Source organism: Pseudoalteromonas sp. R3, from assembly GCF_004014715.1.
In the GTDB taxonomy this organism is placed as follows: domain Bacteria; phylum Pseudomonadota; class Gammaproteobacteria; order Enterobacterales; family Alteromonadaceae; genus Pseudoalteromonas.
Genome location: NZ_CP034835.1, coordinates 3,380,178 through 3,401,878, shown reverse-complemented (window position 1 = coordinate 3,401,878; position 21,701 = coordinate 3,380,178). Strand labels below are relative to the sequence as shown.

Sequence of the window (21,701 nt, the reverse complement as noted above, 5' to 3'; positions counted from 1 at the left end):
GGAGGGTGGCGTGCGGGCCAACACAGGCCCGCAAGTTGAATTATTTCACCTCAAAGTGACGATTAAAGAAATTGGTAATCGTCTGATGTAAATGGGTTTGCACCTTCTTACCGCGCAGACTGTGCTTGGAGCCCGGGTAAGTCATCATCTCAAATGGCTTAGCGTCATCCTGTAACTGTTTGAACAGTTTGGTGGCGTGTGTAAACAGTACATTGTCGTCCGCCATACCGTGGTAGATCATCAAAGGTCCCTTGAGGCCATCAGCATACGGGAAGACGGCACTTTGCTCATAACCTTTCCCATTAGTTTCAGGGTGCCCAAGGTAACGCTCTGTGTAATGCGTATCGTACAGAGCCCAGTCGGTCACCGGGGCTCCTGATACGCCGGCTGCGAAGTAGTCGCCAGCTTTGAACATAGTCATCAGTGCCATATAGCCACCGTAACTGTGTCCATAAATACCAATGCGAGCAGGGTCGACATAATCCAGTGTACGTAAGAACTCTACACCACGGATCTGGTCTGCAACTTCCACTTCTCCTAAATGTTTATAGATAGGGTCTTCAAAGCGCTTGCCGCGGTTGTACGAGCCACGGTTATCTAACTGGAAGACAATATAACCTTGCTGCACCATGTACTGGAAGTACAGGTTCTTACTGCGCCAGCTGTTGGTAACACGCTGGGCATGTGGACCCCCGTAGACATTAACGATCACCGGGTACTTCTTGTCTTTTTCCAGGTGCTTTGGTTTAAACAGGCGGTAATGCATCACCTGACCGTCTTCAGCTTTGAGAGTACCGTACTCAGGAGTCGCCAGATCGTTCAGGAAAGGCGTCAGTGGGTGCTGGTCATCCAGTTTGTTTTGCTCCAGCCAGGTAACGAACTCACCATTGGATTTACGCAGTGATACAGACGTAGGCTGATTTACAGAAGACTTACTGTCGATGAAGGTACGGTTGTCCTCGGCCATCACTACTTTATGGTAGGCGCCTGCTTCTGTGATCCGCTTAATGTTGCCCTTCTTGAATAGAGGGACTGAATATAAGTGGCTTTCCAGTGGGGTGTCTTTGCGACCAGAAAAGTATACCAGGCCTTTTTTCTCATCAATGCCCTGTAGCTCATCGACGACCCATTCCCCTTTGGTCAGCTGGCGAACCAGCTGGCCACTGGTGCGATACAAATAGAGGTGCTTATAGCCATCACGCTCCGAAGCCCAGACAAAATGCCTTTTATCTTTGAGAAAATGCAGGTCAAAGTGCAGGTTGAGCCAGGTATCACTGGTTTCAGTCAGGGCAACGTGTTGTTGTTTATTGCTGGCATTATAGAATCTGAGTTCCAACTTTTGTTGCGAGCGATTTTGCCATTGATAAGATAAGGTTGTGTCATCTTCCAACCATTTTGCGCGTGCGATGTAGATGTCTTTGTCTTTACCCAGGTCGACCCAATCAATGTTTTGATTGTTCAGTGTCACCACACCCAGGTCAATGCGAACATTATCTGTACCGGTGAAAGGGTAACGTTGGTTGAAAAGTTTAACTTCATCCGCATAGATCTCATTGCGAATGGCTTCTTGTACCGGGCTTTCATCAATGCGGGTAAAAGCAATCTTGCTTTCATCGCCAGCCCACCAGTAACCCGTCATCCGGCCCATTTCTTCCTGTGCGACAAATTCAGCCATGCCGTTTTTGATGACGCCACCGCCATCTTTGCTTAGACGGATTTCTTGACCGGTTGCCAGTTCCAGTGCATATAAGTCTTGCTCACGGATAAAGGAAACATAATTACCCTTAGGCGAAAAACGGGCGTCGGTTTCAAAAGCCTCTGTGTTGGTAAGCTTACGGCTCTTACCCGAGCTTAGCTCGTAATAATAAAGGTCCCCATTGAGTGGGAAAAGTAGTGCTTTACCATCTTTTGACCACTTGTATTCCAGGATCCCGCGACCAAAGATACGCTGTCGTTCACGGCGAGCTTTCTCTTCATCAGACAGCGTTTCAGGTCCGGAAAAAAGCGCCTGAGAATCCACCAGCAGCCGATTGGTATCGGCTTTAATATTGTACTCCCACAGGTCGTAACGGTTGTAGTCGTCGACTTTCCCCTGCAGGTAAGTTACCCGCGTGCCATCGGGTGAAAACTTCAGTTTAACGGGCGCTTTTCCCGCTAACGTTGGGTCATCAAAGATACGTTCCAGCGTCAGTGGTTGAGCCACTGTCAGCTGGCTGGTGGCCAGCAAACCAGCGGCTAACGCTGCGTAAGATAACAGATTGCGCACAGAGTCACCTATTTAGTTGTGTTGATTTGGTTTATGAGCGTTGATGGTAAAGACTGTGTTTCTGGATGGCAATAAAATCCGACAGACGAGATATCGAGAAGAGAATCTCTTCTATCTGGTCGATTTTGCTTTGGAAGTTCGCTACAGTGGCGACACCAATCACAGACTCCATAAAATACAATGAACACTTTTCAACTGGCACCGGAACTAGAGCGCGACTGCATAGCATTGGCAGACTGGCCTTTATGTAAGTTGTTGTTATTGAACGACAGCCAATATCCTTGGTTTGTGTTGGTACCGCGAGTACCGGGCATGCGAGAGATCATTGACCTGACGACGGAACAGCAACAGCAGTTTTGGCAGGAATCCGCCAAACTAAGCCACTTAATTAAAGAGGTGTTTAAGCCGCATAAATTGAATGTAGCTGCACTGGGCAATATGGTGCCTCAGCTGCACGTACATCATATTGCGCGCTTTGAGCACGATGCCGCCTGGCCAAAACCGGTATGGGGTGTTTTGCCAGCGGTACCGTACAGTGAACAACAGATTAGCGAAATAAAAAAGGCGCTCGAAGTGAACGCCTGATCCGATAGGTGTGTGGTGTTAGGACTATAGCCCCAGCACCGCCTTGCCTTGCTTAAAAGTCACATCGACCGGAATATTGGCAGCTGCCAGCTTATCGAGATCCGCTTGCAGTTCAGCCTTGATGTCACCATGAGTGGCCAGCAATTGATCGACCTTCTGATAATCACCATCGCCCTGCAGGGTCAGGATCAAATTAGATAGCTTTTCCATCGCGGCACCCATTTTGGCCATATCGACCTGATACAGACCATCGGCGTTTTTCGAAAATGCCCCTTCCTGCTTAAAGAAGTTAAAGCGGATCATGTTCGCTTTACCATGGGCGCTGGATGCGCCAAAGCGCACTGAGCGGAAAATACCCGCCATAAAGGTCACATAATAGTCTTCCAGTGTTCCCTCGCTGATTTCGCCTTTTTTCAGCAGCTGTTCAACCATGTAGAGACCCAGGATATCTGCCTTGCCTTCTTCCAGAGCACTGGCATGTTCCTGAAGAGACTGACGAACCGTGCCTTTACCTGTAATGGTGTTTTTGATACCCAGACCATGGGCAACTTCATGGAACATCGTATTGGCAAAGAATGCATCAAAGGTAATATGTTTACGCTGCTCCGGTACTATCAACTGCTCTGCAATAGGCACCAGGATTTTGTCGAACTTGGCTTGCATGGCATTTTTCAGCTGCAGGCGACGCGTGCCTTTTTGCAACTGTACTTCTTCATCGTTTGGCAAATTGATAGCAATGGTTTTACTGCCTGCATTGGAGTGGCCGGCATAGTAAATCACATCATACGCATTAAGATCGGCATCTGACCCCGGCACCTCTTGCTTATATTTCGCATCAACCGGCAGTCCTTGTTGCAGTTCTGGCAGGAATGCAGCAAATTTTGCCAGACGTTCGCTCCAGGCCATGTCTTTGACCAGAACATAAGACTCAAATGCTGTGCGATAGCCAAACAGCTGATCTTCGTAGGTTTCGATTGGACCAATGACCACGTCAATGGGGTTATTTTTCATGTCCATCCAGGCGAAGTCTGAACTTTGATAGCTGTTGTTAACTAATGCATCCGCTCTGAGGTTCAGATATCTGGAAAACTGTTTATCGACTGCCAATTTACTGGCATCGCGCAGTAGCTGAGCCGCGGAATTCAACTCAGCCTGATAAGCTTCTGAGTAAGCAACGCTATAAAGCTGCCCTTGTGCATCACGTTTGATCAGAGAGTACAAGCCGGCCTTATCTTTCACATCAGCCTGATTAAGCTCGTCTTTACTAATATCGCTTGGGTAAAATTGGGCACCTGGCGCTTTATCTTCAAAACCCTTCAGGAAGACTTTGTCGCCATTGAGGCGATCCCAGGGACCATAGTTAATGTCGGCAAACTGGCGTACTTTCGGGTCTTTGATGTTTGCCAGAAACTCGGCTTTGTTCATACCGAAGGCTTGCTGCCAGAATAAGTCGTCCATGATTTTAGAGGCTTCGATCAGCAGGCCCAGCATTTTTTTCTGGTTGTCATTGAGGTGTGAAAGATCGCTATTGAGCGTTACTTCGGTATAAATATCCAGTCGTGAAGGCGACAAGTCTTTCAGCTGATATCCGGTATTTGAGTTATTTGCCTGTGGCTGAGCCTCGTTATTTGACGGTTTTTGTGGCTCAGAACAAGCACTGAGCATAACGCCACAAGCCAGCATAATGGCTGTGGATAACATTGCGCGTTTCATCATTTTTCCTTCATTGAGGGTATATTTCGGACTATACGGCACCACAACATAAGAGCATAAGTGGCGCATAGATTGTCCGTATTATTATGTCAGGCGTATACATTACATGAATTCAGCACAACTTGCTGCCCTCAAAATACAAACAGAGGGAATATTTTATCTCAGGTGAATCGTTGGATATGTGCCGCATGTCACGAATAATTTTTATACTTTCCTTAACTTACTCTTTAAGTTAGACAATACTAATAACATGAACAGCACATTGCCCGGCGCAAAAGGCAGATGCTGCGCACCAGAGGCCAATAAATTCGAGGATTGAACCAATATGTCTACTGAAAATGCCTTGTTGACGATTCTGATTGATAAAATAAATAACGATACCCTGGTTTTGCCTACCCTGCCCGAAATTGCCGTTCGGGTCCGTCAGGCTGCGGATGACCCGGAAGTTAATCTTATGCAAATGGCAGAGGTGATCTCTCATGATCCGGCGCTGGCTGCACGTATGATTAAAGTTGCGAACAGTGCATTTTTGGGTCGTACCGTGAAAGTGAATACGCTCAATCAGGCGGTCACTCGCATCGGTCTGCGTCAGGTAAAAAATGTGGCAACGGCTATGGCGATGGAGCAGTTGTTTGTTTCGCAGAACAAACTGATCAAAACCTATATGGATAAAGCCTGGCAAAAAACCCTAAAAGTGGCCTGTCAGGCGATCACCACAATGGATTTTTATCTGCGGGTTAATAAACATACATCACTTAACAAAGACACCATCACGCTGGCTTCTTTAGTCTTTAACATTGGGGTATTACCTATCCTGACAGAAGCAGAGCATCACCCGGAAGTCTTTGCGAATCCAAGCTTTCTGGCTCATGCAATTCAAAAGCTCGGTGGCCGAATTGGTGGCGCCATTATGCGTGAGTGGGGCTTCACAGAAGAGTTTGTCGAAGTGGCAGAAAGTTGGGCGAATCCAAACTATAAACCAGGGCATGTATGCTATGTGGACTTTATTCGAGTTGGCGCGATTGTTGAGGGGATACTGCAGGTATCTGATAAAGCGGCGGCACTACATGTGTATGAGGAAAAAGGGGTGCTGGGCTCAGTCGACATGTTTTATGATGATGAATATCAGGACATGCTGAATGACATTAAAGCGGCGTTTTCATAGCCGCTTTAGTGAGCAGAGCAGGAGGCTGTCGCATCCTGCCTTCATTTACAGGTCTTCCTGATCACCCAGGCCCTGGGATAACTCTTCCAGCAGCTCTTTGATTTCTTCAGACACCAAAATAAAGTCGGCGTCTAATTTGACCGCCATATCTTCTTTGGGGATATCCGCATTTTGCTCTTTTAATGTATCGCTGAAGCTTAAGCGCTTGAGAGAGCCATCATTTTGCAAGGTAAATTGCACACGCTCGCGCCAGTCCAATCCCAGCTTTGTCACGCGCTTACCGTGTTCAAGGTGCAGCTTAATTTCATCACTTGCCAGGTCATGTTGTTTCAGTTTGACTTGTGCGCCATTGTCATCGGCTTCTTGCAACTCAGCGTCAGAACCAATAGCAAAGCCCTCAGGTACTTCAAACTGAGTCAGCCAGTCAGTCAGGAACAGATCCAGATCGTAATTGGCGAACGCCGGAACAATGGGCAGAGTACCCAGAGATTTACGTAGCAGAGCCGTCAGCTCTTCCGCCTTGTTAAAGCTGCCACTGTTGACGATTAACCAACCGTTTTTCTGGTCGATAAAGGCAAACTGCAAACTGGATTTTTTGAATGCCTGAGGTAACAGTGTTGCAGTGATGTTTTCTTTTATTTCGTCTTTCTCTTTTTTCTTGACCGGGCGATTCTCTTCTTGCTCGATCGACTCGATTTTCTCAGCGACCATTTCATTGATGACGGAAGCTGGCAGAACTTTTTCTTCTCGCTTTGCACAAACTAAAATACAGTGCTCAGAGAAATGGCTTAATGTCTGGCCATGTTTGCCCAGTGCTTTAGTCCAGCCAAAAGTGCTCATGTCCTGGCTACCGCACGGACGAAATACGTCGTGCTCCAGTGCCGCTTCAAAGTCTTCCTGAGCATAGGAGACGTCTTGTTTAAATCGGTAACAGATAAGATTGCTAAACCACATAGAACAGGTTCCGAAGAGTAAAATCGAACCGCATCATAGCAAACCGACACGCCCTCGGGCAAAGGCTCTTAACAGATAATTTGCCGCGTCGGGTTGCGTGGGTATTAACTGAACATCGCGACGCTCTTTTGTAGCTCTTTCGGGAAACGAATATAGTAGGTCAGGCCGCTGCCTTCTTCAGAATTGACCTCTATGTCTCCATTGAGCGTTTGCTTAACGAGGTTAAAGGTGATGTGAGTGCCTAAACCACTGCCGCCTTGTTCTCGCTTAGTAGTAAAGAAGGGGTCGAACAGTTTCTCCAGCTGTGCTTTGCTGACCCCTTTGCCATTGTCTTTGTAAACAATAAACACATCGTTGTTTTCTTCTCTGATCTCGATATCTATGGTGCCCTGAGCGATCCCTTCAAAGCCATGGATGAGTGAATTCATGATCAGATTAGTAAAAATCTGGCTGATTGCACCGGCCGGGAGGTGCAGAGTAAGCTCTTCCGGGCAATCAACGTTAACGATATGGGCGGTTTTCTTTAGTTTGGGGTGCAATGAGCGGATCACTTCACCCAGATACTGTTTGAAATTAATGGTTCGCACGGCTTCACTGGCCTGATCAACGGCGATTTGTTTAAAGCTGGCCACCAGCTCTGAGGCTCTGTCGAGGTTAGTCGTGAGCAGACTGGTACTTTGTTTAGCTTCATTAATAAACTCTTCGAGTGCTTTAGGAGACAAGGTTTTATCCCGGTAGGCAGACTCCAGGCGCTCTAATCGCTCCTGTAAGAATGACGTTGCGGTAACCCCAATGCCCACAGGCGTATTTATGTCGTGGGTAATACCAGCCACGAGACCACCGAGCGCAGCCATTTTTTCTGAGCCGACCAGTCGCTCTTGTGCCATATTGAGCTCATCAACGTACTTTTCTAATTCTTTTTGCTTGGTGAGTAACTCTTCTTCGGTTTGGCGCCTCAGATCAATTTCTTCTGTGAGTGTGAGCTTTTGCTTTTCCAGCTCGTACTTTTGTTGCTGTAGATCCATCATTGCCTGAGACAAGTTTGAGGTTTTGCGCGCCACTTCTTGCTCCAGCTGGATATTGTGTTGGTCCAGCTTTTCGTTACTGATCAAAAGCTCTTTCTGGGCTTGGTCTAATTTTTTTCGGTAATCAGCAATTCGGTCAATGAGTTTGTTAAAGGCCTCTTCCATGACCTTGAGTTCATTACGCTCTGTGGTATCTATATCTATTTTATGGCCATCGACATTGTCGATTTCAAAATCATCAATTTGCTCAGTCAGATCGGTCAGGGGTTCAGTGAGTAGCTTTCTGAATGCGAGTAAAAACAATATGATCAAAAAGGTGGTCTTGACCATGGCATTGCCGATCAGAAAATAAATGGAAATCATGATACGGCTGAATACCACTTCCCGGCTAGAAAACAAGGTAACGTCACCTACCTGTGTAGCACGTCCTGAGAACTCGAAAATCAGAGGAAAGGTGTAACCAAATAAACCCGAAGGAGTGTCTTCAATCAGTGCTTCCTCTTGCACCAATTGCTGACTGTACAATTCATGAATATTCAGCGAGCGGCCAAGTTGGGAAATAATTTCGCCACTGTCATCACGCACTATGATCCCCTCGATCATCGGGATCGCTAATAAGCCTTCTGCGGTCGTGACGGTTTGCTTGGTGTTGAGTTCCCATATAGCCCGTGTCAGACTGCGACTAAAGGTTTTTTGCAGCATGGTTAACTCGTTGCGAATATAGTCCTTGGTATTGACGTACTCAGCAACCACCTGTCCACAGGTAACGACGAAGGTAAGCAAAAAGTAAACCGACAATACGTTCGTGAGCAGCTTCTTTGACAGACTTTTTTGCAGCATGAAGTGTTCTTTGCTCCTAACAACGGGTTTGTGCGCGTTTAATACACTTAAAGTTAGCCAATAAAGTGCTAAAAATAAATATTAATCTCAATCTGATATCGCAAGGAATTTGTTCCTCTGCCACTTACTGGACGAGGATTATTATGTTATAAGTTTAATCACAACAATAACCTTTATCCCAGAACAGAACAATAAAGATTATTTGACAATTCACCCTATGAGCTACTCTGTATTAGTTTGTGACGATTCAGTCGTTGCCCGCAAACAAGTGATCCGCTGTCTAAGCGGTATGCTTGATGCCGATATTTGTCAGGCCACTAACGGACGCGAAGCACTCGATGTGCTGGCGACACGCCACATCGATTTAGTCTGTCTTGACCTGACCATGCCGGAAATGGATGGTATTGCGGTGCTGGAAGCCATTAAGCGGCAGGTGATAGAAACCTATGTGGTGGTTATTTCTGCTGATATTCAAGGTGAAATGAAGGCTCGGGTGGCTAAACTGGGTGCCCTGGAGTTCTTGGAAAAACCGGTTAAGCCAGACGCCTTACAGGCTACTCTTAGTCGGTTCGGGATCCGCTAATCCCTGCTCATTTGTAAACGAGTAACGTATTTGTTTACACCCACCTGTTCGCTTACTACATCAGTGAATGACCTGTTCCAACATAGATTTTGCATATATCTGCTCACAACTTGAGTTTTTTGCATAGTTTTTTACCCTGCAAATTAGATTTTTGTGCTTGACAGTTTGTTGGCTATTCAGGCAGTCTAAAGTCTATGAAAAAGATTATTAACACCACGACCATTATTACCACCACCATCCTTACGGGATAGTGGCATAGGTCGGTGCGTTTTAAAAAAGGCCTGTGCTCACTTCGAGCACAGGCCTTTTTTGTTTTTGGAATGAGGAAAAATAAACATGCAAGTATTGAAGTTTGGAGGGTCATCGCTGGCCGACTACGCCTGTCTGCAACGAGTACGGGAGCTGATCCTGAGTCAGGGTAAAAACGAGGCTTTAGTGGTTTTATCTGCGCCAGGCGGTGTGACTGACAAGTTGGTTGAGTTATGTGATTTGGCGCGTCAGGGGCAAGATTACGACGCACAGTGGCTTGCTCTGACAGAGCGTCTGGATGGACTGAAAGAGCAGGTAGAAGCTGAGTTTAATCCGGTGAGTCAGTGGCCGGACTTTGCTGCGCTGGCTGATAAACTGGCTGGTGTTAAACTGCTCAAGCAATGCCCGGATGCAGTTGAAGCATATGTGATTAGCTTTGGTGAGCGGGTCAGTGTTGCTTTGATGGTGGCCATGTTAGGCACAGACCAGGCCTGTTATCTTGAGGCAACAGATTGCATTGTAACCAATGAGGTCTACCTGGATGCTGAAGCCGTGCTGGATGATAGCCGAGCACGTTTTGCGGCGCAGCTCAAAGCGCGTCCTGCAAACTTCTATATTATGCCCGGTTTTACAGGCAGTAACAGTTCAGGAGAACTGACGACATTAGGGCGCAACGGTTCCGACTATTCAGCCGCAATTGCTGCCGCCTGTATTCAGGCGAGTGTCTGCCAAATCTGGACTGATGTAGATGGGGTATATAGTGCAGATCCGCGACTGATTAAAAAAGCCACCAAGGTAGATCGTTTGTCTTACAAAGAAGCCATGGAACTGTCTTATTTTGGTGCCAAAGTCCTGCATCCGAAAACGATTTTACCTTGTGCTAAGGCGGGCGTACCTTGTGAGATTAAAAATACTCATGCCCCCGAGTTACCTGGCTCAGTAATAGCGGCGCAAGGTGACGGTGATGAACCCGTTAAAGCTCTGTCCAGCTTAGATAGACTGGCTATGCTGACTGTCTCTGGTCCGGGCATGAAAGGTAAGGTGGGGATGGCGGCCAGAGTATTTTCGGCACTGGCCAAAGACAATGTCTCGATAGTGTTGATCACTCAGTCTTCCTGTGAGTTTAGCATCAGTTTTTGTGTGCATGAGCAGGATCTGTCATTGGCGTTACAGGCACTACAAAGTGCCTTTGAACTGGAGATGCAGGCGCAGCTGATTGAGCCTATTGAAGTACGACGCTCGTTGGCTATTGTTACCCTGGTGGGTGACAACATGAAGTCGCACAAAGGTCTGGCAGCGAAGTTCTTTGCCTCGCTGGCACAGGCTCAGGTGAATATTGTGGCGATTGCTCAGGATTCTACCGAAAGTGCTATTTCAGCCGTGATCCAGGGGGAGTTGTGTCAGGATGCAGTCAAAGTATGCCATGAGAACTTCTTTACTCACGTTCCGTCCATTGATGTGTTTCTGCTGGGTTGCGGCCTGGTGGGTAGTGAACTCATTGCACAACTGCAGCGTCAGCAAACCTGGCTTGCCGAGCGCAACATAAAACTGAACCTCTACGGCGTGGCCAATTCAAAGCACTGCTATCTGAACGAGCAGGGGGTGCCGTTTGATAGCTGGCAACAAGCTCTGGCAGGTGCTAAGCAAGGATTTGATCTGGGCAGTCTGGAAGCGTTTGTGCGCCGCAATCACTTGATCAACCCTGTGATAGTTGATTGCAGTTCTTCTCAGCAGCTGGCCGATCAATATCATGATTTTTTGGCGGCCGGGTTCCATGTTGTAGCGGCGAACAAAAAGGCTAACACCAGCGATTATGGTTACTATCAGGCATTGCAGCAGGTGGCACAGCAAAAGGGCCGACGCTTTTTATACGAGACGAATGTAGGGGCCGGTCTGCCGGTACTGGACAACCTGCAATTACTTTTTGGCGCGGGCGATGAGTTGCTGTCTTTCAGTGGCATTCTGTCGGGTTCATTGTCCTATATTTTCGGTGAACTGGAGGACGGTCTGAGTCTGTCCGAAGCCACAGCCAAAGCAAAACAAAGCGGTTTTACTGAGCCGGACCCACGAGATGACTTGTCAGGCACGGATGTGGCGCGCAAGCTTCTCATTATCGCTCGTGAGTCAGGGCTTGCACTGGAACTGTCAGACATCGATGTCGAGCCCGTGGTGCCTGTCGACTTCGCAGCAGGTAGCTCGGTTGATGAATTTATGACGAGATTACACGAGCTGGATGGTGCATTTGCGGATCGTATTGACAGTGCTGCCAGTGAAGGAAAAGTACTGCGTTATGTTGGCACGATTGAGGGGGGATGCTGTCGGGTTGGCATTGAGGCGGTCGATAAAGCACACGCTTTGTCAGATATTCGTGACGGAGAAAACGCCCTTGCAATACTGAGCCAGTATTATCAGCCAAAACCTTTTGTGATCCGGGGTTATGGTGCCGGGGCTGAAGTCACAGCAGCTGGCGTGTTTGCCGATATTTTAAAAACTCTGACGCGCTAGGAGGGAGTTATGAAACGATTTTTTGCACCAGCATCCATTGGTAACTTTTGTATCGGCTTCGACTCTTTGGGCGCTGCGATCGCACCGCTTGATGGGACTTTGCTGGGAGATGTGGTTAGCGCAGAAGCTGCTGAGCAAGACAGTTTCGAATGTGTCGGGCGCTATGCCGCCAAGCTCCCGGCGGCCGCTGAGGAAAATCTGGCTTATCAGTGCCTGGTGCACTTTAGAGCGCATGTAGCAGCAAATATGCCCGGTGTTAAATTGACATTAGAAAAGCGCTTACCGATAGGGTCAGGCCTGGGTTCCAGTGCCTGCTCTGTAGTAGCTACATTTGCAGCCCTTGATGCGTTTGCCCAGACTCGCTTGTCTCAAACCCAGATGATTGAGTTGATGGCCGATTTCGAGGGCAAGGTCAGCGGGGCACGTCACTACGATAATATTACCCCTTGTTATCTGGGTGGATTACAGTTAACTGCCGAGCTGGTACCTGACAGAGCTATGAGTTTGCCTTTTGATGAGCGCTGGCGACTGGTCGTGGCTTACCCGGGGTTTGCTTTAAACACGGCAGCGGCCAGAGCCGTTTTACCGCCGCAGCTGGCAACTCACAATGCGGTGGAGTTTGCTCAGCGTTTGAGTACCTTTACTCTGCTGATGGCACAGCACCGCTTTAATGACGCGCTCGCTTTGATGCGTGATGATATTGCCGAGCCACACCGGGCACCTTTAATTAAAGGGTATGCCGAAGCGAAATTGAGTTTGCCAGAGTTGGGTGCACTCACCGTGAGCATTTCAGGTGCCGGGCCAACCTTGTTTGCTTTGTGCGCAAATGAGCAGGATGCAAAGCGTTGTCAGTTATGGCTACAACAACATTATTTGAATGAACATGGCTTCAGCCATATTTGCCGATTGGACCCACAAGGTACTAGAGAAATAAAGGAAGGAGAGTAGGATGAAACTGGTTAACTTAAAAGACGATACTCAGGTAGTGTCCTTTGTCGAAGCGGTTAAAACCGGTCTGGGTCGAAATCAGGGGGTATTCTTCCCTACTGAACTTAAGCCCCTGGGTGACATCGATGGTTTACTGACGCAGCCATTTGCACAACGCAGCGCGGCCCTTCTGAAACACCTGATAGGGGATGAGTTACCCCTGGATTCATTGCAAAACATGTGCGAGCAGGCATTTGATTTTCCAGCTCGCTTAGTACAAGTTGAAGAAAATAAATATTGCCTGGAACTCTTTCACGGTCCAACGCTGGCGTTTAAGGATTTTGGTGGCCGGTTTATGGCACAGTGCATAGGTGCCTTCAGCCAGGGGGAGCGAGTGACTATTTTGACTGCAACCAGTGGTGATACCGGTGCAGCGGTGGCCCATGCTTTTTACCAAATGCCCAATGTTGACGTGGTGATCCTCTATCCACAGGGCAAAATTTCTCTGGCACAGCAAAAGCTATTCACTACGCTGGGTGATAATATTCATTGTTATGCCGTGGAGGGCAGCTTTGATGATTGTCAGGCATTGGTAAAACAAGCTTTTCTGGATGATGAATTTAAGCGGACTTTAGGTTTGAACTCAGCAAATTCAATCAATATTAGCCGTTTATTGGCGCAGGTTTGCTACTACTTTGAGGCATTTGCTCAGCTTACACCGACCCTGCGAGACAAGGTTCATGTCTCAGTGCCGAGCGGTAATTTCGGTAACGTGTGTGCTGCAATGATAGCCGCAGCTCTGGGTTTGCCTGTTAAGCGTCTGAGCGCAACGACCAATCAAAATGATACCGTACCCCGATATATTGCGTCTGGTCAGTGGCAGCCTAACGCGACTTTGGAGTCTATCTCCAACGCTATGGATGTGAGTAAACCTAATAATTGGCCTCGTGTTGAGTCCATGTTAGATCAGGGGTACTTTCCTAAATATGAGTTTTATTCACGTTCGGTGTCTGAGGAAAGAACACAGGAAGTGATGTGCCAGGTAGCAAAGGCGGGATATGTGACGGAACCTCATACAGCTATTGCTTATGAAGGACTCACGCTTGATGGCCAGCCCGATGAGACGGGAATTTTTCTTGCGACAGCACACCCTGCGAAATTTAGGGAGACAGTGGAAGCTGTGCTAGGTCAGGCGATTGAAATGCCAGAGGCGCTGGCGAGTGCCCTTGAGAAGCCTTGTCTTGCAGAGCCCCTGCAAGCCGATTACGGCGCTTTAAAAGATGCTGTGCTGGCGCGCCTCAAACAATAACCTATACTCAGTTCCCCAGTTTGGTGAGCTGGTATAGCCACCAAAGGGGAACTTTTATAGATTTCAATTTAAAATGTATCTATAGATTTTCATAAAAAATATAAATGTTTAAATAAGAAAATATCATCCCCTAAACACTGTGAAATAAATTCAATCCTTGATTAAATAGGCTCACGCCGAATTCATAGGCAAATGGCCGCAATTTGCGTACAATCAAGCCTTCAAAAACCAATCTTACGTGTACCTAGGAGACACCATGTTAGAACGTAACATGAATATTGCAGATTTTGACCCTGAACTATTTCAAGCGATCCAGTCGGAAACGACCCGTCAGGAAGAGCACATTGAGCTTATCGCGTCTGAAAACTACTGTAGCCCGCGCGTACTAGAGGCTCAGGGATCGCAGTTAACAAACAAATATGCTGAAGGTTATCCGGGTAAGCGTTATTACGGTGGCTGTGAACACGTTGATGTGGTTGAGCAACTGGCGATTGACCGTGCATGTGAACTGTTCGGCTGTGATTATGCAAACGTTCAGCCGCACGCTGGTTCTCAGGCAAATGCTGCTGTTTTCCAGGCGTTACTTCAGCCACATGACACCGTTCTGGGCATGAGCCTGGCGCACGGTGGTCACCTGACACACGGTTCACATGTGAACTTCTCTGGTAAAACTTACAATGCGGTTCAGTATGGTCTGAACGAAGAGACTGGCGAAATCGACTACGCACAGGTTGAAGCTTTGGCGCTGGAGCATAAGCCAAAAATGATCATCGGTGGTTTCTCTGCCTACTCAGGTATTGTTGACTGGGCTAAATTCCGTGAAATCGCTGATAAAGTGGGCGCTTACCTGTTAGTTGATATGGCACACGTAGCGGGTTTGGTTGCGGCAGGTATCTACCCAAGCCCAATCCCACATGCGCATGTTGTTACAACAACAACACACAAAACGCTGGCGGGTCCTCGTGGTGGTTTGATCCTGTCGGCATGTGGTGATGCAGACATCTATAAAAAGCTCAACAGCGCAGTATTCCCTGGTGGCCAGGGTGGTCCTCTGTGTCACGTGATTGCTGCTAAAGCTGTTGCGTTCAAAGAAGCTTTACAAGATGACTTCAAAGCATATCAGACACAAGTGGTTAAAAATGCACAGGCAATGGTTGCAGTGCTTCAGGAGCGTGGCTATAAAGTCGTGTCTGGTAAGACAGACAACCACTTGTTCCTGCTTGATCTGATCGACAAAGACATCACGGGTAAAGATGCAGATGCGGCGCTTGGCCGTGCCAACATTACTGTGAATAAAAACTCTGTTCCAAACGACCCGCGTTCTCCGTTTGTGACGTCTGGTTTACGTATTGGTTCACCGGCTATCACACGTCGTGGCTTTAAAGAAGCTGAAGCGGGCGAGCTGGCTGGCTGGATCTGTGATGTACTGGACAACATCGAAGACGAAGCGGTTCAGGCGCAGGTCAAAGAAAAAGTAAAAGCGATTTGCGCTAAACTGCCTGTATACGCCTAAGCGATACAGAACACGACGTTGTATACAAAAGGGCTGCCATTTGGGCAGCCTTTTTTTATGTGCATCAATGGCCACTATCTTGATATACTGGCAACAATTGACCCAAACCATGATGCAACCTTAGCAACGAGGATTGGGCGTTTGTCAGTTTTTCATAGTGAGTGTTTATGCACTGTCCTTTTTGTACGGCAAAAGAAACCAAAGTGATAGATTCACGGTTAGTAGGCTCGGGCCATCAGGTGCGCAGGAGGCGTGAGTGTATTTTATGTCACGAACGTTTTACCACGTTTGAAGGTGCCGAATTGGTGATGCCCAGAGTGATCAAACAAGATGGCTCCAGAGAACCCTTTAATGAAGATAAATTGCAAAATGGTTTGCATCGAGCGCTTGAAAAGCGCCCTGTAAGCACTGAGCAGATAGAAGAAGTGGTTCATCAGATTAAATCTCAATTGCGTGCTACCGGTGAACGAGAAGTGCCCAGTCAACTAGTGGGTGAATGCATCATGGAAGCACTTAAAAAGCTCGATAAAGTGGCCTATGTGCGTTTCGCTTCGGTATATCGTTGCTTTGAAGATGTGAAAGAATTTGGCGAAGAAATAGCCCGGTTGGGGGACGAATGAGTTTTACACAAGCCGATCGTACTTTTATGGCGCGCGCCATTGAGCTGGCTAAACAGGGCCGTTTTACGACCACACCTAACCCCAATGTCGGCTGTGTGATAGTTAATAACGGCGAAATTGTCGGTGAGGGGTTTCACTTACGCGCTGGTGAGCCTCATGCGGAAGTGCACGCTCTGCGGGAGGCTGCTGAGCAGGCTCAGGGCGCGACGGCCTATGTAACACTTGAACCATGTAGTCACTACGGTCGTACACCACCTTGCGCAAAAGGTCTGATCGAAGCGGGCGTCAGTAAAGTCATTGCTGCGATGGTGGATCCTAACCCCGAGGTTGCAGGGCGAGGACTTACTATGCTCAATGATGCGGGTATAGAAACTGCTTCCGGATTGCTTGAAGAACAGGCACGAGCACTCAACAAAGGTTTCTTAAAACGGATGGAGCTAGGCCTGCCGTATGTTATCTGTAAGTTGGCTGCGAGTCTGGATGGCAAAACGGCACTGGGCAATGGTGAGAGTAAATGGATCACAGGGCCAGCGGCACGGCGAGATGTACAGCTGGGACGGGCGCAAAGTTGTGCAATTTTGACGGGTGCTGATACGGTACTGGTGGATGATGCTCGGCTCAATGTTCGCGCTGAAGAACTGACCGATATCGAGCGACCCGTGGAGCAATGGCGGCAACCCGTTCGGGTGATTATTGACTCACAAAACCGTCTTCATCCGGAACTGGCCCTGTTTAAAATAGCCGCGCCAGTCGTTATTTTGCGTTCAGACCTTGATAATCAGCACAACTGGCCACATTTCGTAGAGCAAATTAAGATTAAGATCCGTGCAGGCAAAATTGATCTGCACGCGGCGCTGGCGGCGCTGGCCGAGCGGAACATTAATCAGGTCTGGCTTGAGGGCGGCGCGACCTTAGCGGGGGCCATGCATCAGCAGGGCCTCATTGATGAATATTTGATTTATCTGGCACCTAAAATTATCGGCACAGACGGCAAAGATTTGTTTAATAGTGCACCTTTACAGGCAATGAGCCAGGTCACAGAGTTAACGCTCACAGAGATGACACCGATAGGTACGGATATCCGCATAACGGCACATAAAAAAGGTAACTAAGGCATTATGTTTACAGGTATCATTGAAGCAACAGGCACACTAACAGAGCTCGTGCTCAAACAGGGGGACCTGAGTGCTCGGGTTACCAGCACCACCTTGAATATGGATGATGTGCAGCTGGGTGACAGTATCGCCACCAATGGTGTTTGCCTGACTGTTATTGAGAAATTCGCTGATGGCTTTCGTGCCGACGTTTCAAATGAAACGCTCAAGCTGACGCGCTTCGGTGAGTACCAGGTTGGCCAGAGAGTTAACCTGGAAAAAGCACTCCAGCCGATTTCTCGGCTCGGTGGCCACTTGGTATCTGGCCATGTGGACGGTGTTGCAGAAGTGGTTGCCGTTAAACCGAACGCGCGTGCCACAGAATACTGGCTCAAAGCACCAGCACACCTAATGAAATACATTCCGTATAAAGGCTCAGTGGCTATTGATGGGATCAGTCTGACGGTCAATGAGCTGGACGAAGACAAGTTCAAGCTGACGATAGTGCCACACACTGCACAAGAGACTACCATTGCAGACTTTAAAGTGGGTACATTACTCAACCTGGAAGTAGACCAGATAGCGCGCTACCTGGAAAGACTGGTCCACGGAGTACCGACCGAAACTGAGCAATCAACTCTCACAACCAGCTTGTTGGCCAAAGCTGGCTTTATTAAATAACTTGCCAATAACGCACTTACTAACGGGAAGATTATGAGCTTAAACAGCGCACAAGAAATCATCGATGACATTAAAGCCGGTAAAATGGTGATTCTGATGGACGATGAAGACCGGGAAAATGAAGGCGATCTGATCATTGCGGCAGAGCATATCACGCCAGAAGCTATTAACTTTATGGCGACCTATGGCCGCGGCCTGATCTGTTTGACTATGACGCAAGAGCGTTGTCAACAGCTAGACCTGCCCTTGATGGTAAAAAATAACGGCGCCCAGTTCTCAACCAATTTCACTATGTCGATTGAGGCTGCGAAAGGCGTGACCACAGGTATCTCGGCAGCAGACCGTGCCCGTACAGTGCAGGCGGCTGTTGCTAAAGGTGCCGTACCAGAAGATATTGTGCAGCCAGGTCATATTTTCCCGATCATGGCGCAGCCTGGTGGCGTGTTAACCCGTGCGGGCCATACGGAGGCAGGCTGTGACTTAGCGCGTCTGGCGGGCCTTGAGCCATCCTCAGTGATTGTCGAGATCCTCAATCCTGATGGCACAATGGCGAGACGTCCGGAACTTGAAGTGTTTGCTAAAGAGCACGACATCAAAATTGGCACTATCGCCGATTTAATCGAATATCGTAACCTTAATGAAACGACGATTGAAAAAGTTGCAGAGTGTAAGTTGCCCACAGAATATGGTGAGTTTAATTTGGTGACTTACAAAGACACCATAGATAATCAGCTGCATTATGCGTTATTGAAAGGTGAAGTAAGTACTGATGACGCCACTTTAGTGCGAGTTCACCTGCAAAGCACGTTTAACGATACCTTGTTATCTGACCGCAGTGCAGACCGTAGCTGGACACTGCATGGGGCAATGAAATACATTGCTGAAAACAATGGTGTCCTGGTTATTCTGGGCAAACAAGAGAAAACAGAAGACCTGGAGCAATTAGTTAAGGCGTTTGCAGCAGAAGATGCCGGTGAAAAGCCTAATTATCGTAAGTTTCAGGGCACCTCCAGAACTGTGGGGGTAGGCTCACAAATTCTTGCTGATCTGGGGATCAGCAAGATGCGCCTGATGAGCTTGCCGAAAAAATATCATGCTCTGTCAGGTTTCCACTTAGAAGTGGTCGATTACGTCGAACCTCAATAATTTACTGATAGCAGTACGGGCGCCTGACGGGGATTTCCCTGTAGGCGTTTCGTCTTTTTCTATGCTATTATGCGCCTCAATTTGGCAATTGCTTATACTAGATTAGGAATCATCTAATGAAAATCATCGAAGGTAATAAATACGCACCGGGCAAGAAATTTGCCATTGTCATCTCTCGTTTTAATGACTTTATCGGTAGCAGCCTGTTAGAAGGTGCTGTTGATGAGTTGAAACGCACAGGTGGCGTAAAAGACGAGGACATCACTGTCGTGTATGTACCGGGTGCTGTGGAATTACCTTTGGCGGCAAAGCGTGTTGCAATGAAAAAAGAGCACGATGCCATTATTGCATTAGGTGTGATCATTCGTGGTGGTACCCCTCATTTTGACCTGGTTGCAAATGAGTCGAACAAGGGTCTGGCGAGCGTATCTATGGACTACGACATCCCAGTGGCCTTTGGTGTGTTAACCACGGAAAGTATTGAGCAAGCCATCGAACGCGCGGGAACCAAAATGGGCAACAAGGGTGGCGAAGCTGCACTTGGTGCACTAGAAATGGTGAACGTGTTAGAGCAAATTTAAGAGGAATCTCAGTGAAACCAGCAGCTAGACGTAAGGCGCGTGTTCTTGCCCTTCAGGCAGTATATTCTTGGCAGCTAAGTGGCAACCCCATTGCTGATATCGAGCAGCAAATGCTGATCGAAAACGACGTTTCAAAGGTTGATGTAGAGTACTTCAAGGATCTGGCACGTGGTGTTGCAGTAAACTGCAAACAGCTAGATGAGTTGATGACTCCACATTTGTCTCGTCCATTTGATGACCTGGATATGGTTGAAAAAGCCGTATTACGCGTCAGCATCTACGAGTTAAAGTTCCGCGAAGACGTCCCTTACAAAGTCGCCATTAACGAAGGGATTGAGCTGGCGAAAATGTTTGGTGCCGAAGACAGTCACAAATTTGTCAACGGCGTACTGGACAAAGCGGTTAAGATAATCCGCAAGTAATCGAGACCGTGAGGAGAGCCGGCATGGGCCGGCTTTTTTAATGTATGAAGGAATTTGAGTTAATCAACCATTACTTCAAGGGGCGTGGCATTGCGCGTCGTGATGTAAAGGTTGGCATTGGTGATGATTGTGCCATAGTGACGGTTCCTGACAAGCACCAACTTGCCATTACCACAGACACCCTGGTTGCCGGTGTACACTTTTTCGAAGACATTCCACCCAGAGCATTAGGTCATAGAGCCTTAGCTGTTAATCTCAGCGATCTTGCTGCGATGGGCGCAGAGCCGACTTGGATTTCCATAGGCTTAACGCTGCCCAAGGTCGATATGGATTGGCTGGAAGCATTCACCGAAGGCATGCATGAAATTGCTGAGTATTACAATGTTCAGCTGATAGGCGGGGATACCACCCAGGGGCCGCTGACCATCACCATTTGTGCCAAAGGGATCATTCCAAACGACAAAGCACTGACACGCTCAGGTGCTAAAGTGGGCGACTGGATCTATGTCACCGGCGAGCTGGGCGATGCGGCTTTGGCGATTGAAGCGCGTAAACGTCAGCTACCGATAGAGGCTACTCAGCTAAAGCGTCTCGAAGAAAAGTTACATTTTCCAACTCCAAGAGTGGCGGCTGGACAAGTGTTACGAGGTATGGCAACTGCCTGCATCGATATTTCGGATGGCTTACTGGCCGACTTGCAGCACATCTTGAACAAATCAGGTGTGGGCGCCTTGGTTAATGTTGAAGATGTACCGATGTCACACACTCTGCAGCAATTAGAGCCTGAATCTTTGCGCCATGAGTTGGGGTTAGCGTATGGCGATGACTATGAATTGTTATTTACGGTGAACGACAGTAACAAAGGTGCCGTAGAGGCACGTCTTCGTCAGTATGGTGTAGACCCTGTATGTATCGGTCAAATTACCGCGTCAGTCGGCAAACTTGAATTGCTGCAAGCGGGAGAAAAATGCCCATTACCGCGTAGCGGTTATCAACACTTTTAATTAGGAGCAGGTTTGAATAAGCCGTTATCATTCAACCTTAAACGCCCGCATCATTTTTTAGCGCTGGGGTTTGGTTTAGGATTAGCACCTAAAGCCCCCGGTACTTTTGGTACTTTGGCAGCGCTACCATTTATTCTGCTGACAATGGGCAGCCGTTGTGGATGCAGATCTCTTTAGCCGTTTTGATAAGCCTGGCGGGATTTTGGATTTGTGGCAAAACCGCTCGTGATGTTGGTGTACATGATCACCCTGCAATCGTGTGGGACGAAGTCGCCGGGTTTTATATCACTATGATAGGGGCTGCAATTAGCTGGCAGTCACTGCTGGTCGGTTTTTTATTATTTCGCTTTTTTGATATTGCCAAGCCCGGCCCAATTCGGATACTGGATAGAAAGCTGCATGGTGGTTTGGGGATTATGGCTGATGACCTGCTTGCCGGGATATTTTCATTGATTTGTTTGCAAGCTTTGTTTAAAACAGGTGTCCTGGGCGGCTAATTTAATTACGGGTACGAAGAGG

18 protein-coding genes and 1 pseudogene are annotated in these 21,701 nt (G+C 47.9%); 15 read left to right on the top strand and 4 right to left on the bottom strand.

The genetic code is table 11. The features are described 5' to 3' along the window. Nucleotides 1-40: 40 nt before the first annotated feature. Nucleotides 41-2,257: a DPP IV N-terminal domain-containing protein gene (locus ELR70_RS20050; protein ID WP_054015557.1), complete on the bottom strand. Its 2,217-nt coding sequence runs from the start codon at nucleotides 2,255-2,257 to the stop codon at nucleotides 41-43. Nucleotides 2,258-2,446: 189 nt separating this feature from the next. Between ELR70_RS20050 and ELR70_RS20045 the strand changes: the two genes are divergently transcribed. After that, a complete protein-coding gene (locus ELR70_RS20045) occupies nucleotides 2,447-2,851 on the top strand; it encodes an HIT family protein (protein ID WP_054015466.1) in 405 nt (134 codons plus the stop codon). Nucleotides 2,852-2,875: 24 nt separating this feature from the next. Here ELR70_RS20045 and ELR70_RS20040 read toward each other — a convergent pair whose 3' ends face one another. After that, nucleotides 2,876-4,564: a Zn-dependent hydrolase gene (locus ELR70_RS20040; protein ID WP_054015465.1), complete on the bottom strand. Its 1,689-nt coding sequence runs from the start codon at nucleotides 4,562-4,564 to the stop codon at nucleotides 2,876-2,878. Between the two features lie 325 nt (nucleotides 4,565-4,889). Here ELR70_RS20040 and ELR70_RS20035 point away from each other — a divergent pair, with 325 nt between their 5' ends. Then, nucleotides 4,890-5,729 (top strand): HDOD domain-containing protein, encoded by an 840-nt coding sequence (locus ELR70_RS20035; protein WP_054015464.1) that lies wholly within the window; start codon nucleotides 4,890-4,892, stop codon nucleotides 5,727-5,729. Nucleotides 5,730-5,774: 45 nt separating this feature from the next. Here the strand turns inward: ELR70_RS20035 and rdgC are convergent, their stop codons facing one another. Then, entirely contained in the window at nucleotides 5,775-6,683 is a 909-nt protein-coding gene (gene rdgC, locus ELR70_RS20030) for a recombination-associated protein RdgC (RefSeq protein ID WP_054015463.1), read from the bottom strand. 104 nt (nucleotides 6,684-6,787) lie between these two features. Beyond that, nucleotides 6,788-8,548 (bottom strand): HAMP domain-containing sensor histidine kinase, encoded by a 1,761-nt coding sequence (locus ELR70_RS20025; RefSeq protein ID WP_054015462.1) that lies wholly within the window; start codon nucleotides 8,546-8,548, stop codon nucleotides 6,788-6,790. A gap of 217 nt (nucleotides 8,549-8,765) precedes the next feature. Here ELR70_RS20025 and ELR70_RS20020 point away from each other — a divergent pair, with 217 nt between their 5' ends. From ELR70_RS20020 to ELR70_RS19960, 13 genes and pseudogenes are all read left to right on the top strand, one after another. Further along, nucleotides 8,766-9,131: a response regulator gene (locus ELR70_RS20020; RefSeq protein ID WP_054015556.1), complete on the top strand. Its 366-nt coding sequence runs from the start codon at nucleotides 8,766-8,768 to the stop codon at nucleotides 9,129-9,131. Between the two features lie 336 nt (nucleotides 9,132-9,467). After that, nucleotides 9,468-11,885 carry a bifunctional aspartate kinase/homoserine dehydrogenase I gene (gene thrA / locus ELR70_RS20015; RefSeq protein WP_054015461.1) on the top strand — a complete coding sequence of 806 codons (2,418 nt, stop codon included), beginning with the start codon at nucleotides 9,468-9,470 and terminating at the stop codon, nucleotides 11,883-11,885. 9 nt (nucleotides 11,886-11,894) lie between these two features. Further along, on the top strand, nucleotides 11,895-12,833 hold the full coding sequence (gene thrB / locus ELR70_RS20010) for a homoserine kinase (RefSeq protein WP_054015460.1): 939 nt from the start codon (nucleotides 11,895-11,897) through the stop codon (nucleotides 12,831-12,833). 1 nt (nucleotide 12,834) lies between these two features. Continuing rightward, the gene (thrC, locus tag ELR70_RS20005) at nucleotides 12,835-14,121 is read left to right on the top strand and encodes a threonine synthase (RefSeq protein ID WP_054015459.1); all 1,287 of its coding nucleotides are present in this window, start codon (nucleotides 12,835-12,837) and stop codon (nucleotides 14,119-14,121) included. Between the two features lie 256 nt (nucleotides 14,122-14,377). Next, on the top strand, nucleotides 14,378-15,634 hold the full coding sequence (glyA, locus tag ELR70_RS20000; protein WP_054015458.1) for a serine hydroxymethyltransferase: 1,257 nt from the start codon (nucleotides 14,378-14,380) through the stop codon (nucleotides 15,632-15,634). Between the two features lie 167 nt (nucleotides 15,635-15,801). Beyond that, nucleotides 15,802-16,254 (top strand): transcriptional regulator NrdR, encoded by a 453-nt coding sequence (gene nrdR / locus ELR70_RS19995; protein ID WP_010382799.1) that lies wholly within the window; start codon nucleotides 15,802-15,804, stop codon nucleotides 16,252-16,254. Beyond that, nucleotides 16,251-17,366, top strand: coding sequence for a bifunctional diaminohydroxyphosphoribosylaminopyrimidine deaminase/5-amino-6-(5-phosphoribosylamino)uracil reductase RibD (gene ribD, locus ELR70_RS19990; protein WP_054015457.1), 1,116 nt, complete (start codon nucleotides 16,251-16,253; stop codon nucleotides 17,364-17,366). Before nrdR ends, ribD begins: the two co-directional genes overlap by 4 nt. A gap of 6 nt (nucleotides 17,367-17,372) precedes the next feature. Continuing rightward, the gene (locus tag ELR70_RS19985; RefSeq protein WP_054015456.1) at nucleotides 17,373-18,029 is read left to right on the top strand and encodes a riboflavin synthase; all 657 of its coding nucleotides are present in this window, start codon (nucleotides 17,373-17,375) and stop codon (nucleotides 18,027-18,029) included. 33 nt (nucleotides 18,030-18,062) lie between these two features. After that, nucleotides 18,063-19,175, top strand: coding sequence for a bifunctional 3,4-dihydroxy-2-butanone-4-phosphate synthase/GTP cyclohydrolase II (ribBA, locus tag ELR70_RS19980; RefSeq protein ID WP_054015455.1), 1,113 nt, complete (start codon nucleotides 18,063-18,065; stop codon nucleotides 19,173-19,175). 116 nt (nucleotides 19,176-19,291) lie between these two features. Then, on the top strand, nucleotides 19,292-19,756 hold the full coding sequence (ribE, locus tag ELR70_RS19975; RefSeq protein WP_054015454.1) for a 6,7-dimethyl-8-ribityllumazine synthase: 465 nt from the start codon (nucleotides 19,292-19,294) through the stop codon (nucleotides 19,754-19,756). 11 nt (nucleotides 19,757-19,767) lie between these two features. Further along, nucleotides 19,768-20,178, top strand: coding sequence for a transcription antitermination factor NusB (gene nusB / locus ELR70_RS19970; RefSeq protein ID WP_010382792.1), 411 nt, complete (start codon nucleotides 19,768-19,770; stop codon nucleotides 20,176-20,178). Nucleotides 20,179-20,222: 44 nt separating this feature from the next. Further along, nucleotides 20,223-21,182, top strand: a complete 960-nt coding sequence (gene thiL, locus ELR70_RS19965; protein ID WP_054015453.1) for a thiamine-phosphate kinase — start codon at nucleotides 20,223-20,225, stop codon at nucleotides 21,180-21,182. Nucleotides 21,183-21,194: 12 nt separating this feature from the next. Further along, nucleotides 21,195-21,679: pseudogene (locus tag ELR70_RS19960) on the top strand (phosphatidylglycerophosphatase A). Nucleotides 21,680-21,701: the final 22 nt, after the last annotated feature.